At 63.6% G+C, this 13921-nt stretch carries 16 protein-coding genes; 11 read left to right on the top strand and 5 right to left on the bottom strand.

Translation table 11 applies throughout. From position 1 onward, the window contains the following. Positions 1-37: 37 nt before the first annotated feature. Together O987_RS26705 and ycaC are read left to right on the top strand one after the other, a co-directional pair. A complete protein-coding gene (locus O987_RS26705; protein WP_043375798.1) occupies positions 38-946 on the top strand; it encodes a pirin family protein in 909 nt (302 codons plus the stop codon). Between the two features lie 81 nt (positions 947-1027). After that, the gene (gene ycaC / locus O987_RS26700) at positions 1028-1657 is read left to right on the top strand and encodes an isochorismate family cysteine hydrolase YcaC (protein ID WP_043375797.1); all 630 of its coding nucleotides are present in this window, start codon (positions 1028-1030) and stop codon (positions 1655-1657) included. Between the two features lie 103 nt (positions 1658-1760). Here the strand turns inward: ycaC and O987_RS26695 are convergent, their stop codons facing one another. Beyond that, entirely contained in the window at positions 1761-2165 is a 405-nt protein-coding gene (locus O987_RS26695; protein WP_291608274.1) for a winged helix-turn-helix transcriptional regulator, read from the bottom strand. A 156-nt stretch (positions 2166-2321) separates the two neighbouring features. On the opposite strand from O987_RS26695, the gene O987_RS26690 reads away from it, so the two are divergent. Continuing rightward, positions 2322-3329, top strand: a complete 1008-nt coding sequence (locus tag O987_RS26690; RefSeq protein ID WP_043375795.1) for a zinc-dependent alcohol dehydrogenase family protein — start codon at positions 2322-2324, stop codon at positions 3327-3329. Between the two features lie 231 nt (positions 3330-3560). Here O987_RS26690 and O987_RS26685 read toward each other — a convergent pair whose 3' ends face one another. The 3 genes from O987_RS26685 to O987_RS26675 form a co-directional block, all read right to left on the bottom strand. Beyond that, complete coding sequence (locus O987_RS26685; RefSeq protein WP_043375793.1) at positions 3561-4625, bottom strand: PAS domain-containing protein; 1065 nt, start codon at positions 4623-4625, stop codon at positions 3561-3563. Beyond that, complete coding sequence (locus tag O987_RS26680) at positions 4618-5436, bottom strand: hypothetical protein (RefSeq protein ID WP_043375791.1); 819 nt, start codon at positions 5434-5436, stop codon at positions 4618-4620. The genes O987_RS26685 and O987_RS26680 overlap by 8 nt, the downstream gene beginning before the upstream one ends. Positions 5437-5683: 247 nt before the next feature. Next, complete coding sequence (locus tag O987_RS26675; RefSeq protein ID WP_003060299.1) at positions 5684-6259, bottom strand: flavin reductase family protein; 576 nt, start codon at positions 6257-6259, stop codon at positions 5684-5686. Between the two features lie 103 nt (positions 6260-6362). On the opposite strand from O987_RS26675, the gene O987_RS26670 reads away from it, so the two are divergent. The 8 genes from O987_RS26670 to O987_RS26635 all read left to right on the top strand — a co-directional run bounded on the left by O987_RS26670 (position 6363) and on the right by O987_RS26635 (position 13251). Further along, positions 6363-6737, top strand: coding sequence for a VOC family protein (locus tag O987_RS26670; RefSeq protein ID WP_003060301.1), 375 nt, complete (start codon positions 6363-6365; stop codon positions 6735-6737). A gap of 253 nt (positions 6738-6990) precedes the next feature. Further along, complete coding sequence (locus O987_RS26665) at positions 6991-7233, top strand: hypothetical protein (RefSeq protein WP_019042688.1); 243 nt, start codon at positions 6991-6993, stop codon at positions 7231-7233. Positions 7234-7387: 154 nt separating this feature from the next. Beyond that, a complete protein-coding gene (locus O987_RS26660) occupies positions 7388-7999 on the top strand; it encodes a class I SAM-dependent methyltransferase (protein ID WP_043377070.1) in 612 nt (203 codons plus the stop codon). 72 nt (positions 8000-8071) lie between these two features. After that, a complete protein-coding gene (locus O987_RS26655) occupies positions 8072-8854 on the top strand; it encodes a hypothetical protein (RefSeq protein ID WP_003060304.1) in 783 nt (260 codons plus the stop codon). A gap of 81 nt (positions 8855-8935) precedes the next feature. After that, on the top strand, positions 8936-9772 hold the full coding sequence (locus O987_RS26650; protein WP_019042691.1) for a tRNA-uridine aminocarboxypropyltransferase: 837 nt from the start codon (positions 8936-8938) through the stop codon (positions 9770-9772). Positions 9773-9928: 156 nt separating this feature from the next. Next, a complete protein-coding gene (locus tag O987_RS26645; protein ID WP_043377065.1) occupies positions 9929-10891 on the top strand; it encodes a transporter substrate-binding domain-containing protein in 963 nt (320 codons plus the stop codon). A gap of 50 nt (positions 10892-10941) precedes the next feature. Further along, positions 10942-11712: a sterol desaturase family protein gene (locus O987_RS26640; RefSeq protein ID WP_043375789.1), complete on the top strand. Its 771-nt coding sequence runs from the start codon at positions 10942-10944 to the stop codon at positions 11710-11712. Positions 11713-12147: 435 nt separating this feature from the next. Next, complete coding sequence (locus tag O987_RS26635) at positions 12148-13251, top strand: acyltransferase family protein (RefSeq protein ID WP_019042693.1); 1104 nt, start codon at positions 12148-12150, stop codon at positions 13249-13251. A gap of 5 nt (positions 13252-13256) precedes the next feature. On the opposite strand, the gene O987_RS26630 is transcribed toward O987_RS26635, so the two are convergent. Next, entirely contained in the window at positions 13257-13919 is a 663-nt protein-coding gene (locus O987_RS26630) for a DUF924 family protein (protein ID WP_043375787.1), read from the bottom strand. Positions 13920-13921 lie beyond the last annotated feature (2 nt).

Genomic DNA, 13921 nt, shown 5'->3' with positions numbered 1-13921 from the left:
CCACCGGGACTGCAGGCCTGCCGCAAGGAGAAATTTCATGCTCAAGAAAATTCTGGGTGTCTACGAAGCCCCCCGTCCCCACTGGGTGGGCAATGGCTTTCCCGTGCGTTCGCTGTTCAGCTATGGCGACCACGGCAAGGCACTGAGCCCATTCTTGCTGCTCGATCACGCCGGTCCCCAGAGCTTCACGCCCACCACGGCGCGGCGCGGCGTGGGCACGCATCCGCACCGCGGCTTCGAGACCGTGACCATCGTCTACGAGGGTGAAGTGGCCCACCGCGACTCCACGGGTGCCGGCGGCACCATCGGCCCCGGCGACGTGCAGTGGATGACGGCGGCCTCGGGCATCCTGCACGAGGAATACCACTCCGAAGCCTTTGCCAAGAGCGGCGGCCCCCTGGAGATGGTGCAGCTGTGGGTCAATCTGCCGGCCAGGGACAAGATGTCCGCTCCCGGCTACCAGACCCTGCTGAACGCCGACATTCCGCAGGTCGCGCTGCCCGATGGCGCGGGTCATCTGCGTGTCATTGCCGGTGACTACCTGGGCAGCAAAGGGCCCGCCTATCGTGGCCCGGCAAGAACCTTCACGCCCATCGATGTCTGGGATGTGAGGCTGAATGCCGGAGCCTCCACCGAGCTGCAGGCCCGGGCCGGCCACACGCTGGCGCTGGTGGTGTTGCACGGCACGCTGCTGGTCAACGGCCAGGAGATTGCGCGCGCCGGACAGCTGGTGCACATGGATCGCGCTGCGGACAGCGTGCATCTGGAAGCCAATAGCGACGTCACGCTGCTGTGGCTGTCCGGCGAGCCGATTGACGAGCCCGTGGTCGGTTACGGCCCCTTCGTCATGAACAGCGACGGGGAAATCCAGCAGGCGCTGGAGGACTTCCGCAGCGGCCAGTTCGGCCGTATTCCGGCGGCCGAGCGCCCTGGCGCAGCCGCCTGAGCAGGTTGCCTGGTATCGCGTTTTCCCACCGGCGGGCAAGCCCGCCGGCTTTCACCCCCTCCACTCTTGAAGGAGATTCCCATGAGCCCAAAGCCTTACGTTCGCCTCGACAAAGACAATGCCGCCGTGCTGCTGGTGGATCACCAGACCGGCCTGCTGTCCCTGGTGCGCGATATCGACCCCGACAAGTTCAAGAACAATGTGCTGGCCCTGGCCGACATGGCCGAGTACTTCAAGCTGCCCACGATTCTGACCACCAGCTTCGAGACCGGCCCCAACGGCCCGCTGGTGCCAGAACTCAAGGAAAAATTCCCCACCGCCCCCTATATCGCCCGCCCCGGCCAGATCAATGCCTGGGACAACGAGGACTTCGTCAAGGCCGTCAAGGCCACGGGCAAGAAGCAGCTCATCGTGGCTGGCGTGGTGACCGAGGTCTGCGTGGCTTTCCCCGTGCTCTCGGCGCTGGCGGAAGGCTTCGAGGTATTCGTCATCGCCGATGCCTCGGGCACCTTCAACAGCATGACCCAGCAGGCCGCCTGGAGCCGCATGGAGCAGGCCGGCGCCCAGCTCATGACCTGGTTCGGCGCGGCCTGCGAGCTGCACCGCGACTGGCGCAACAACATCGAGGGGCTGGGGACTCTGTTCTCCAACCATATCCCCGACTATCGCAATCTGATCAACAGCTACACCACGCTGACCGCCGGCAAGTAAGCGCGGCGGTTTCAGACCCAAGCCCGCGGGCTTTTGCAGCCTGTGGGCTTTCTGCTGTCGACTTATTGAAATTGATAGCTTTAGACGCTTGATGGAAAAGCGTTCAAGCCTGTTTTTGCTTCAATTCAGGCAGGCAGCTTGCGCCGTTTTGATCCGCGTCATGCATCGGCTCGGACTGAGCAAAGTTCTGGCTGTAGGCGATGCCCCAGTTGCGCATGGCGATCAGCACCGGCTGCAGGCTGCGGCCCAGCTCGGTCAGCGCATAGTCCACGCGCGGCGGCACCTCGGCATACACCGTGCGCTCGACGATGCCGGCTTCTTCAAGCTCGCGCAGCTGCAGTGTCAGCATGCGCTGGGTAATGCCGGGGATGGCACGGCTCAGCTCGCCAAAGCGCTTTTTGCCATGCAGCAGCTGGAACAGGATGATGGGCTTCCAGGTGCCGCCCATGACCGACAGCGTCACCTCCACGGCGCAGCCGCTCTTGCTGTTCAATCGTTTCATGGGCACCTCGCTGCAGTTCTGGACGCCAAGATCGTAGCGCCGGTCGGCATTCATGCATTGCTTACATTTTTAATACTACCCAACAAATATGTTGGTACTGGTGGTGGCTGCGCATTGACGGCACCATGCGCAGCATCTGTTTCACCTCTTGAGGAGCACTCCATGAAAGTCATGCAACTGGCCGCGCCCGGCGGTTTCGAAAACCTGAAGCTTGTCGAGCTGCCCGCACCTGCGGCGCCTGCTGCGGGCGAGATCCAGGTGCGTATTCACGCCAGCTCGCTCAACTACCACGACCTGGGCGTGGTGCGCCGTCCCGGCGCGGCGGCCGACGGCCGCATTCCCATGGCCGACGGCGCAGGCCTGGTCACGGCAGTGGGCGCAGGCGTGAAGGAATTTGCCGCGGGCGATGCCGTGGTCTCGACCTTCTTTCCGCAATGGCTGTCGGGCCGCCATGTGCCGTCCGACTTCCAGCTCGTGCCCGGCGACGGCGTGGACGGCTTTGCACGCGAGTTCGTGAACCTGCCCGCCACCAGCTTTACCCATGCCCCCAAGGGCTGGAGCCATGCCGAGGCCGCCACGCTGACCACGGCCGGCCTCACGGCCTGGCGCGCGCTGGTAGTGGACGGCCATCTCAAGGCCGGCGACACCGTGCTGGTGCTGGGCACGGGCGGCGTCTCCATCTTTGCGCTGCAGATGGCCAGGAGCATGGGCGCCACCGTCATCGCCACCACCTCCAGCGCGGCCAAGGCCGAGCAGCTCAAGGCATTGGGGGCCGATCTGGTGATCAACTACAAGGACCAGCCCGAATGGGGCGACGCCGTGCTGGCCGCCACCGGCGGTCGCGGTGCCGACATCGTGGTCGAGGTCGGCGGCCCTGGCACTCTGCCCCAGTCGATTCGCGCCTGCGCCGTGGGCGGCCATATCGCGCTGATCGGCGTGCTCACCGGTTTTGCGGGCGCCGTGCCCACGGTGGAGATGATGCGCAAGCAGCAAACCCTCAAGGGCCTGATTGTCGGCAGCCGCGAGCAGCAGCAGGACATGGTGCGCGCGCTGGAGAACTTCGGCTGGAAGCCCGTGATCGACAGCCGTTATCCGCTGGAGCAGATGGTGGCGGCCTTCGAGCATCAGGCTGCAGGCAGGCATTTCGGCAAGATCTGCCTCGAATATTGATGGCTGATGGCGCTTTGTGCGCCTGGGTTTGAGGCTGATGGGGCATGTGGTTCCTGCGGGGCCACATGCCTTTCTTTTTTGATAGCTGTTAGCGCTTGGTCTGCCTTGGGGAAAGGCTGATTTGGCTTGAATTTTTTCTTTTAACGACCCGCCCTCTGAACTCAAATTTGGCAAAGCACTAAACCCGATAGCTGCCAGCGCTTATTACACAGGCCCCACAGCTCCAAAAGCTCAGTCCTCAGCCCCCAACACCACCCTCGCCGTCAAAGCCGTCCGCCCCGGCGACGACTCAATTCCCAGCAGTCCGCCGACCCGTGCAATGCGCACTGCCATGGAGCGCATGCCCACGCCCAGACCCGATGCCTCCACGGCCTGCACATCAAAGCCGACGCCGTCGTCCTCGATCTCCAGCAGCAGCTCCTGCGCCTGGGGTTGCCGCAGCGACAGTCGCACATGGCGCGCCTGGCTGTGCTTGATGACGTTGGTCAGCGCCTCTTCGATGAGCCGGGTCAGCGCCAGATATTGCAGCGCGTTGGGCGGCTGGCTCCAGCTTTGCGGAAACTGCCAGTCGCAGCGTATGCCCAGGGCCTCGAAAAGATCGTTGAAGCGGCGGCGCAAGGGTGCCAGCCATTCCTGCGGAGTGGCGGGCACGCGCACCTGGGCCGAGGCATTGTTGTCTATGCTCTGGCGCAGGTCGTTGCGGATGAGCTTGAGCATGGACAGCACCTGGGGCCGGGTCAGGGCTTCGCTGCCCTGCTCGACCGAGGCAATCATGTGGACCAGCTCGCCGCCCAGGCCGTCGTGCAGATCGTGGGTCAGGCGCAGGCGCTCCTGCAGGCGTGCGTTGGAGAGCTTCTGGGCTTCCAGCTCGGCGCGCAGCTGCTCGGATTTCTTCTGCTCGGTGATGTCGAAGGTGAAGCCGATCAGGGCCGTGGTCTGGCCTTGCTCGTCGCAGAGCACATGCACGACTTCCCTGACCCAGACAAAGCGGTTGTCGCTGGTCAGCGCGCGGTACTCGGCCTCGTGGTCCACGCCGGCCAGGCACAGCTCCACGCAGCGCGAGACGGTTTGCTCGCGCTCGTCGGGGTGAATGCGTTCGGCCCAGTCGTTCACGGTCTCCCAGCTCTCGGGGCTCCAGCCCAGCAGATCGGCGATCTGCGGCCCGATATAGCTGTATTTCTGGCTGGCCCAGTCGATCTTGAAGGGGATCGCCAGGGTGGACTCCAGTAGCGTCTGGTAGAGGCGGTTGCCGGTGTCGGGTTCGAGTGTGCGCAGGCGGGGTCGGACTTCAAGCATGGAGCGCTCCTGTCATGTCCAGAAGGGGATGGGTGGTGGGCAGCTCGTTCCAGAACCAGTAGAAATAGCCGCCTTCGGTCTGCAGCAGGGTCTGGGTTCTGACGCTGGAGCGCGCTATCCCGCGCCAGCAGGCCAGGGCCGAGTTGCGGTTGCCGTGCAGATCCAGGCAGGTCTGGCCGGGCAGGCTCGGCCGGGGCGGCACATACAAGGCCTTGCCGCGCGGCAGCCAGAGGTCGGCGAGACAGATTTTCTGCTGCTGTGGCCAGTACTTTCCCACCGAAATCACCAGCGGCAGATGCGGATCGATGGAGGTGAAGACATGCGGGAAATCGTGATGCTCGAGATCGGTGCAGACCTTGCCCAGCAGGCGATAGCCCGTACCCTCATAGGGCGAGCGGTGCCCGGCAAACATGCCGTATTCATAGTCGACCAGCGAAAGATGCGGCTGCGGGCTGGTGATGCGTATGCCCTGTCCCGATTCGATCAGCGTCATGCCGAAAGCCGCTGCTGTTTCAGGGGTTGCGGCCAGGGCCTGGTACTCGATCCGTTCGGCCTGGAACACCAGCTGGGTCTGGCTGCCGTATTCGGGCTGCGGATGCGTGGTGGTTGCCGAAAGGACGCGGTATGCGTTGCCGATGGCGACCTCGGGATTGCTGATGGCCGGCTCCAGCACCGTCAAGCCTGCGGGCGGCTCTGCGCAGTAGTGCGGGTAGCCGTGGAGATTGCAGAAGAACGGTGTCTGCGACAGATCGACCACAGTCGGCGCATCCTCCTTGATGAACAGCACGGGATCGAAAAACTCTTGCGCCATGGCCTGTCACTTCGCGGTGATTGATAGCAGAGATCGCTGCCCTGTGCGGCGGTACGGCACCTGCAGTCATGGGTTGATTGATATGTCAGTCAGTGATGCAGTCTAAATCAAGGCGGTTACAAATACCCGGGTGCGCAGGCGCTGCGGGTCAGGGCGCCTGAGGGTGTCAGTGGCCGTCACGGCAAAGTGCCCATGATTTTGATAGCTGCCAGCGCTTGATGCATAAGCGCTGCTGCCATGAAAGTTTCTACTTCACCAGCACCGATTCGCCGATCGCAAAGAACTGCCCCCCGGCCACATAGTGCAGGGTGCGCAGCTCGGCGGGGGCGGAGCCGAACTCCCAGTGTCCGTTGCGGAACACGCGCTCGTCGGCCCAGGCGCCCACGACTTCGGCGATGAACAGGTCATAGCTCTGCTGGTTGTGCGGCTCGTGAATCAGCTTGCAGACCAGCCAGGCGGCGCAGCCAGCCACCAGCGGTACATCGAAGCCCGGTGCGTCGAAAAGCTGCACGCCATGTTTGACGAGCTTGCGCGGTTCCGTGACGGCGCTGTCCGTGCCTATGCCCACCGTCAGCGCGGCCTGGGGCACGGTGGGCAGTTGCACGGCAAAGAGGCCGCTGCCCTCGACCAGCGCACGCGTGCGCGTGGCCTTGTCGAGCACGACGCTGATCTTGGGCGGCGCGAAATCGAGCGCGCAGGCCCAGGCCGCGCTCATGGCATTGCGCTCGCCCGCGTGCTGGGCCGAGACGATGACCGTGGGGCCGTGATTGAGCAGGCGGTAGGACTTGTCCAGGGGAACCGGGGTGAAATGGTCTGGCAGCATGGTGGGCTGAAAATGGGTGACAGAAGAGGGCGGCAAGCTCCCGTTACGATGGCTTGCCGATTTCCCATCTTCGCCCGAAACAGGGCCTTTCCAGGAGACAACCATGTTTAGCCACATCATGCTGGGTGTAAATGATCTGGAGTCCAGCAAGCGCTTTTACGACGCGCTGCTGGGCCAGCTGGGCATTGCGCCCGGCGTTGCCAACAAGAACCGCTTCTTCTACCGCAGCCCCACGGGCGTGTTTGCCATCTCTACGCCCATCAACGGCGAAACGGCCAGCTCGGGCAATGGCGCGACCACGGGCTTTCTGGCCCAGTCCACCGATCAGGTGAACGCGGCCCATGCGGCGGGCCTGGCAGCGGGCGGTGTATCTATCGAGGACGCGCCGGGCTGGCGTGGCGATTCCATGTATCTGGCCTATCTGCGCGACCCCGACGGCAACAAGATCTGTCTGGCCTATCGCCCCGCGAAGGCATGATCGAGGCTGATTGAACCAGGGCCGCGCAAGCGGCCTTTTTTTGTCTTCAGCGGTGGGGATCAAAAACAGTAGCTGTCTGCGCTTGTCTGGCAAGGTCTTGAGCTTCGAGCGGCAACAGCGAACGCGGTCATGCCCGACCTGCAAGCGGTGATGCTGTGCCCGCCTCAGGTGCAAAACCGGGGCAGGCGGCACAATGGCTGCTTTGCAGCGCGGGCGGATGTCCGGGGCCTGCACCACATTCAGTAGTTTTTTCATGACCAACACCACCACTCCTGCCGAAGACCATCTGTGCGACGCCTGTGCCGGCATTCAGCGCAACTGGCGCAAAGCCCCCGGCCATGCCGAACTGATGCAGCGCGGCAACCGCAAGGAGGAGCGCGGCTCGACCACGGCGACGGTGACCCGCTATGTCTGCGAGCGCTGCGGCACGGTATGGGACTACGAGAACAACAAGCAGGACCAGCGCAAGGGCTGGTCCGTGGTCGGCAGAATCTAACTCCCTGAGGCGTTGCGCGCCTTCCCCCGGTAGGGGACGACGGCCTCGCTGCGGGGCCGCTCAGGCCCTTGCTGGCTGTCTCTTTCCTGAGTCAGCGTCGGTTTTTTGAAGTTTCGGCGTCTTCGGGCGCCGTTTGTTTTTTGAAGGAAGCTGCGTGCAATCAGCAAGCAACGAGTGGTTTGACGAGGCGTATTACCAGCGCTTTTACTTTGACAAAAAGACCAGCGTGATCGATCCCGAGCACGCGCGGCGGCTGGGTGCGTTTGTCTGCTCGTATCTTGCGTATCTGCGCGTGCCCGTGCAGCGGGTGCTTGATGTGGGCTGCGGCATAGGCCTGTGGCGCGAGGCGGTGCAAAAGCACTTTCCGGGCGTGCAGTATCAGGGCGTGGAGTTCAGTCCCTATCTCTGCGAGCGCTATGGCTGGGAGCAGGGCTCGGTGGTGGATTGGCAGCCCAAAGATGGTCAGCCTTTCGATCTGGTGATCTGCCAGGGCGTGCTGCCCTATCTGAGCCCGGCCGACCTGAAAAAGGCGCTGGCCAATCTGGGCCGGCTGTCGCGTGGCGGTCTCTACATCGAGGCCGTGGCACGTGAGGACTACGAGCGCGACATCATCGACGAGGAGCTGACCGACCCGCGCCTGTATCGTCACCGCGCCGAGTTGTACCGCCGCGGCCTGCAGCCTCACTTCAAGGAGCTGGGCGGCGGTGTCTGGCTCAGCCGAAGCGGCGATATGCCGCTGTTCGAGCTGGAGTGCGTGGGAGGCTGAAACCTCTGGTTCTTGGTGATTTCGGGGCCTGCACCTATATTGCGGGGCTTGCGAACTCACAAGGATATGGAGATGCCTCATCGCTGGATCAAACGCTGCGGAGTCTGGACGGGCGCCATGGCGGCAGCGGCATTGCTGCTGGCCTGCTCGGATTCCAAGACCGAGGGCGCCGCGCCCCCGGCACAGGCCCCCGCAACTGCGCCAGCCCCTGCGCCCGCAGCGCCTGCCGCAGAAGCCAGGCGCGTGATCGACCAGCTGTTCAGCACCGAAACCATAGGCATGAATCTGGCCTATGCGCAAAAGATTGCCGGCCCGGCCATGCGCTCGGAGTTCCACCGCCACCAGTTCCGCACCGATGGCTGCGATATCACCCTGGTCAGCGACGAGGCCGACAAGGTGATCGAGTCGGTCGAGATCGATATCGCACCCAGCTGCAATCTCTCGCTCAAGAGCGTGCTGAATGTGTCCGAGGGCCAGCCCGATATCAAGCTCGGCGACCTGACTTTTGGCGGCTTCGAGCCCTTGCTGGACAGCCGTTATTACGCCGACTGCCTGACGCTGTGCGGCAATGCCGCCGACCCCGTGGTGTATCTGGAGGCCAAGGGCTCGCGCCTGACCCACTTCATCAATTACTCGGTGCAGGCCCCCATGGTTGACGGCAAGGTGCTGGATGCGACGGCCGCCTGGCGCGACGCCATGGTCAAGGCAGAGTCCGACGACTATGTGCTGGACACGCGTTTCAACTGCGAGCCGGATCGCTTCAGGAATGTGATTTCCGCAGGACTCAGGAATGCCAGGCCCACGGTGTTCAGTTTTGGCCGTGGTCCGACCTTCGAACAGGGTGGCTGCGAGTAAGCGGCACTCCTGCAGCATCAGCACTGGGTTTGGCAAAGGCGGGACAATCCGGGCATCTGCCCGAACCCGCTGGTGTCCGTCTTGCCTGCTTCCACGCCTTTGTCCCCTGCCGCTCTGACTCCGCAGAAAACCGTTGCCTCCACGCTGCCCCCGCATGCCGTCTCGCGCTTGCGCCAGGCACGGCTGGCGCGCAGCACGCGTCCGTTTCTGGCGCGTGGCGGCCCCAAGGGCGAGCGCTGCGAGGGCTGCCGCTTGCGCCCTTCCCACTGCATGTGCGCGCTGCGCCCCGAGCTGGCCACGCGCGCGGCCTTCTGCCTGCTGATGCATGATGCCGAGCCGCTCAAGCCCAGCAACACGGGCTGGCTGATTGCCGATGTGGTGAAGGACACCCATGCCTTCGGCTGGTCGCGCACCGAGCAGGATCCGCAGCTGGAGGTCTTGCTGGCCGATCCGCAATGGCAGCCCTATGTGGTGTTTCCCGGCGAATATGCGGAGCCTGCCGAGCGTGTGCTGGAGACGCTGGACGGCGGCGACAGCCGTGCGCTGCAGCCCGGCAGACGCCCGCTGTTCATCCTGCTGGACGCGACCTGGTCGGAGGCGCGCAAGATGTTCCGCAAAAGCCCGTATCTCGATGGCTTTCCCGTGCTCAGCCTGAACCCGGACCTGATCTCCCGCTACCAGCTGCGCAGATCCAAGCGCGACGACCATTTCTGCACCAGCGAGGTGGCGGCCCTGTGTCTGGAGCTGGTGGGCGATGCCGGCGATGTGCAGGCCGGCCAGGTGCTGGAGAGCTATCTGGGCGTGTTCACCGAGCGCTATCTGCGGGCCAAGCACCAGCAGCCGGTCGATGAAGCCAGCAGCGTCCATCAGCGCCTGCGTGAACTGACGGGGGCGGCCCCCGCCAAACGCGACGTGTGAGGCGACGCGCAGGCATAAGCATTCCACTCAAAGCGATAAGCGAGCAACGACAATCGGGCCAGGGCCTCATGAGGGCATGGGGGGTGTGCCGGATCGGGTGGGTGATGAGCGCCGATGACCAGGGGTCTCGGCGCTTTTGTTTTTCGGGAGTGGATGATGGGCAAGTCGTTGAAATGGGCCGGGCTGGCAGCAGCGCTGGTATGTGCGGGTTCTGCCATGGCTGCGGGCAAGACCGAGGCGGCGAGCTCCACTATCGGTGCCAATATCGACACGGCGGTGGAACTGTCCGCATCGCCCACGCTGCAGCGCTGGCAGGCAGGCGGCACCGTGGTGCTGGGGGTACGGGAGGCTGCGGTTCCCATGTCCTACGCGATCGGCGCCAACGAGAAGTTCGTCGGCTATCACATGGACCTCTGCGAGCGGGTGGTGCATGCGATCGCGCCCAGGGCCCAGCTCAGATACATGGTGCTGACGCCGCAGAACACCATGCCGCTGATCAACAACGGCACGGCCGATTTCAACTGCGCCAGCATGACCAACAACCTCACGCGCCAGAAGCAGGTTGCGTTCGGCCTGACCACCTATGTCAGCGAGGTGCGCATGGCCGTGCGTGCCGATTCCGGCATCACCTCGTTCAAGCAGCTGCAGGGGCGCAATGTGGGTGCTATCACCGGCACGACGGCAGTGCAGATTCTGCGCAAGTACGCCAGCGACAACGAGTTGAACTTCAAGACGCTGATGAGCAAGGACCAGTTCGAGAGCTTTCTGATGCTGGAGTCGGGTCGCGTCGATGCCTTTGTGCTGGACGACAACATGCTGGCCGGCGTGATCGGGCAGAGCAAGAATCCCAAGGGCTACAAGATTGTGGGCGAGGTGATCGGTGCCGAGCCGATTGCCATCCAGTTCAGCAAGAACGACCCGCAGATCAAGAAGGCCGTGGACGGCGCCATTTTGCAGATGATCCGCTCGGGCGAGCTCCACAAGCTCTACAACAAATGGTTCATGCAGCCCATTGCACCCAAGAGCGTGAACCTGAACCTGCCCATGGGCGAGGTGCTCAAGAAGCAGCTGGCCGCACCCAACGATACGCCGCTGGAGCAGTTCGTATTGCCCCAATAAAGCGGCAGGCCCATATCAGCCGATAGACTGCAAGGCAAACCTCAAGGGAAATGATTGCCGTGCTGGAGTACCTGGTCTATCCGCTGATTGCGCTGCTGTTCGTGGCGGTCTTCACGCGCGAGGTGATTGCGCCCGCCTCGCGCAATCTCTGCGACCGGCGCTGGCTGATCTACAGCAGCGCCCTGGGCGCGCTGACGCTGGTCTGCACGCTGGCGCTGGGCTGGTTGCTGGAAGACCGGATTCGCCAGCATGCGCTGCTGGATGTGGGCGCACGCTGGAACCCGCTGCTGGTGGGCTTGCTGAGCTTTTTCATCACCAGCTTTGTCTTTTACTGGTGGCACCGCGCCACCCACGCCTCCGACCTGCTGTGGCGGGTGTTCCACCAGTTGCATCACAGCGCGCGGCGCATCGAGGTGCTGACCTCGTTCTATGCCCATCCGCTGGACTCCTGCGCCGCCATGCTGCTGAGCGTGATCTCCAGCTACTGGGTGCTGGGCGCCAGCCCGGCGGCGGCGGCCGTGGCCCTGGGGCTGACGGCGGCCTTCGATCTGTTCACCCATGCCGACATACGCACGCCGCGCTGGCTCGGCTATGTGCTGCAGCGCCCGGAAATGCATACCGTGCACCATCAGCATGGCCACCATGCGCAGAACTACGGCCTGCCGCTATGGGACATGCTGTTCGGCACCTGGACCAACCCCGCCGAGCGTGCGCAGCAACTGGGCTTTGATGACGACAAGTCCGAACGCGTGGCCGAGATGCTGCTGTGGCGCGATGTGCACCAGAGTGCGCCCGCTTGCGGGCGCCGCAAGTCATCCTGAAGCTTCGAAATTGATAGCTGATGGTGCTGGTGGGTGGGGCACAGCCTGCTGTTTTTGTTCTTAATTGTTAACACGGATTGCCAAGACCCTGCCAGAGCTCGGCAAGCTCCGTCCCCTGCTTGGGCGGGTGGCAAAAATCTGTTCAAATTGCCCCGGTCTGTTCACCTGCCAACAGACGCCAAGCCGTCTGGCTGCGGGCATTCATAACATTCTGTGGCCTCACCACCGGTGAGCTGCAACAGACAAATCGCCTGCCAGGTTCCGGCACCCCCGAGCGTGTTTCCATGCGCTCTGCGACCCCCGGGTCGCTGCAAAGAGCTGTTACTGCCTCTTTGCTCAAATTCTGAATACTGCTTCAGCCATGTCTCATGCGTGGCTGTGATCGTTTGTCTGCAAGCCCGGCCCGTGCCTGGGCGAAAGGAAAGGTGTCCGGTTTTGGTGGAGTCGGCGTTCAAGCTGCGCTACAACCCAGCGCTCGATGGATTGAGAGGCATAGCCATTGTGCTGGTGCTGCTCTCGCACGCACATGCCCCGATGTTCGACGGCGCCTTCTTCGGCGTCGATCTGTTCTTCGTGCTCAGCGGCTTTCTGATCACCTCGCTGCTGCTGATGGAATATCAGCAGCATGGCAAGCTCGATTACTGGCGCTTTTACCGTCGCCGCTTCTTCCGGCTCATGCCTGCGCTGGCGCTGTTTCTGCTCGCGTACTGCGTGTTCGCGCCGTTCATCTGGCCAGACCTCACGGATATCTATTCGGACGCCCTGGTCTCCATCCTCTACCTGGCTGACTACGGCATTGCCTTCTTCGACAGTCCGGACACGCTGCTGCATATGTGGTCGCTGTCGGTGGAGGAGCATTTCTATCTGATCTGGCCGCCGCTGCTGGTCCTGCTGCTACGCAAGGCCACGCCGGGCCGGGTCTGGGCGCCGCTTGCGGCGCTGTGGCTGTTGAGCACGCTGTGGCGTATCTTCTGGGTGGTGCAGGGCCAGCAGTTCTACGAGATCTTCTTCCGATTCGATACGCGGGCCTCGGGTTTGCTGGCCGGTGCCCTGCTGGCGGCGCTGATGATGGAGCGCCCCCAATGGATAGAGCGTCTGCAGTCGTTGCGCGCCTACACCATGTGGTTTGTGCTGGCCGTGCCCTTGATCATGGAGCTGGAATGGGACAACCAGCACGCCATGGTCTGGGGTGTCACGGTGGTGGAGTGCGCCGCCCTGGTCGTGCTGCTGGCCGTGCAAAAGCCCACGGGTCTGGTCTATGAAATGCTGACGGCGCCAATGCTCATCAAGCTGGGCCAGCTGTCCTACGGCATCTACCTCTGGCATTACCCGGTGGTACGCTATCTGCGTGCCGATTACTCCTGGCCCGTGACTGTGGTCGCGGGCCTGCTGATCTCGACTGCGCTGTCGGCCCTGTCGTTCTACACGGTGGAGCGCTGGGCCATGCGCCACCGCGACCTGGGTGCGGGCAAAAAGCCCATGCGCCAGCACAAGCCGCGCCAGGAGCCCGCGCTGCGCGAGGCTACGCGCGGCTCGTGATCGCCCTAGAAGCCTGAGCCGGGCTGAGCCAGGTACTCGGCCTCTTCGGCGGTGCTGGCGCGGCCCAGAATGTGGTTGCGGTGCGGGAAGCGGCCAAAGCGCTCTATCACCACCTGATGGCGATGGGCGTAGTCCAGCGTTCCGGCCAGATATTCGCGCAGTTCGGCGTCCGTGGCGCTCTGCTGCAATGCGTCGAAGGCGGCCACGCTGCGTTGCTGCATGGCCGGGTCCTCGGCATGTTCCAGTGGCAGGTACATGAAGACGCGGACCACCTCGGGCAGCAGCCGGACGCTGCCGGAGTCCATTGCTTGCAGCGCCAGTGCCAGGGCCTGTGCGTCGCCGGCAAAGCTCTTGGGGGTGTTGCGGTGGATATTGCGCGTGAACTGGTCCAGCAGGATCACCAATGCCAGCTGCTGCCATGGACCCTGGCTTGCCCAGTGCTGCAGGGCACCGCCCAGCGCGGCCTCTACCGCAGTGCCAAAGCGCTGGCGCAGCTCCTCGTCGAAGGCCGCCGATTTGGTGAACCACTGCGCCTTGTGCTTGAGGGCATCGGCATTGCCGGGCCTGGGGCTGCCGAACCACTGGGCCAGGATCTGGTCGGGCAGGCTGGTGTCCTGGGCGGCGGCAGTCAGTGCCTCATGGCTGAGGGAAGAGGGATATGCAGTCATGC

Origin of the sequence: Comamonas testosteroni TK102, assembly GCF_000739375.1 — a bacterium.
In the GTDB taxonomy this organism is placed as follows: Bacteria; Pseudomonadota; Gammaproteobacteria; order Burkholderiales; family Burkholderiaceae_C; genus Comamonas; species Comamonas brasiliensis.
Note: the sequence above shows the minus strand (reverse complement) of the source record. Positions and strands in the feature narration are given on the sequence as shown.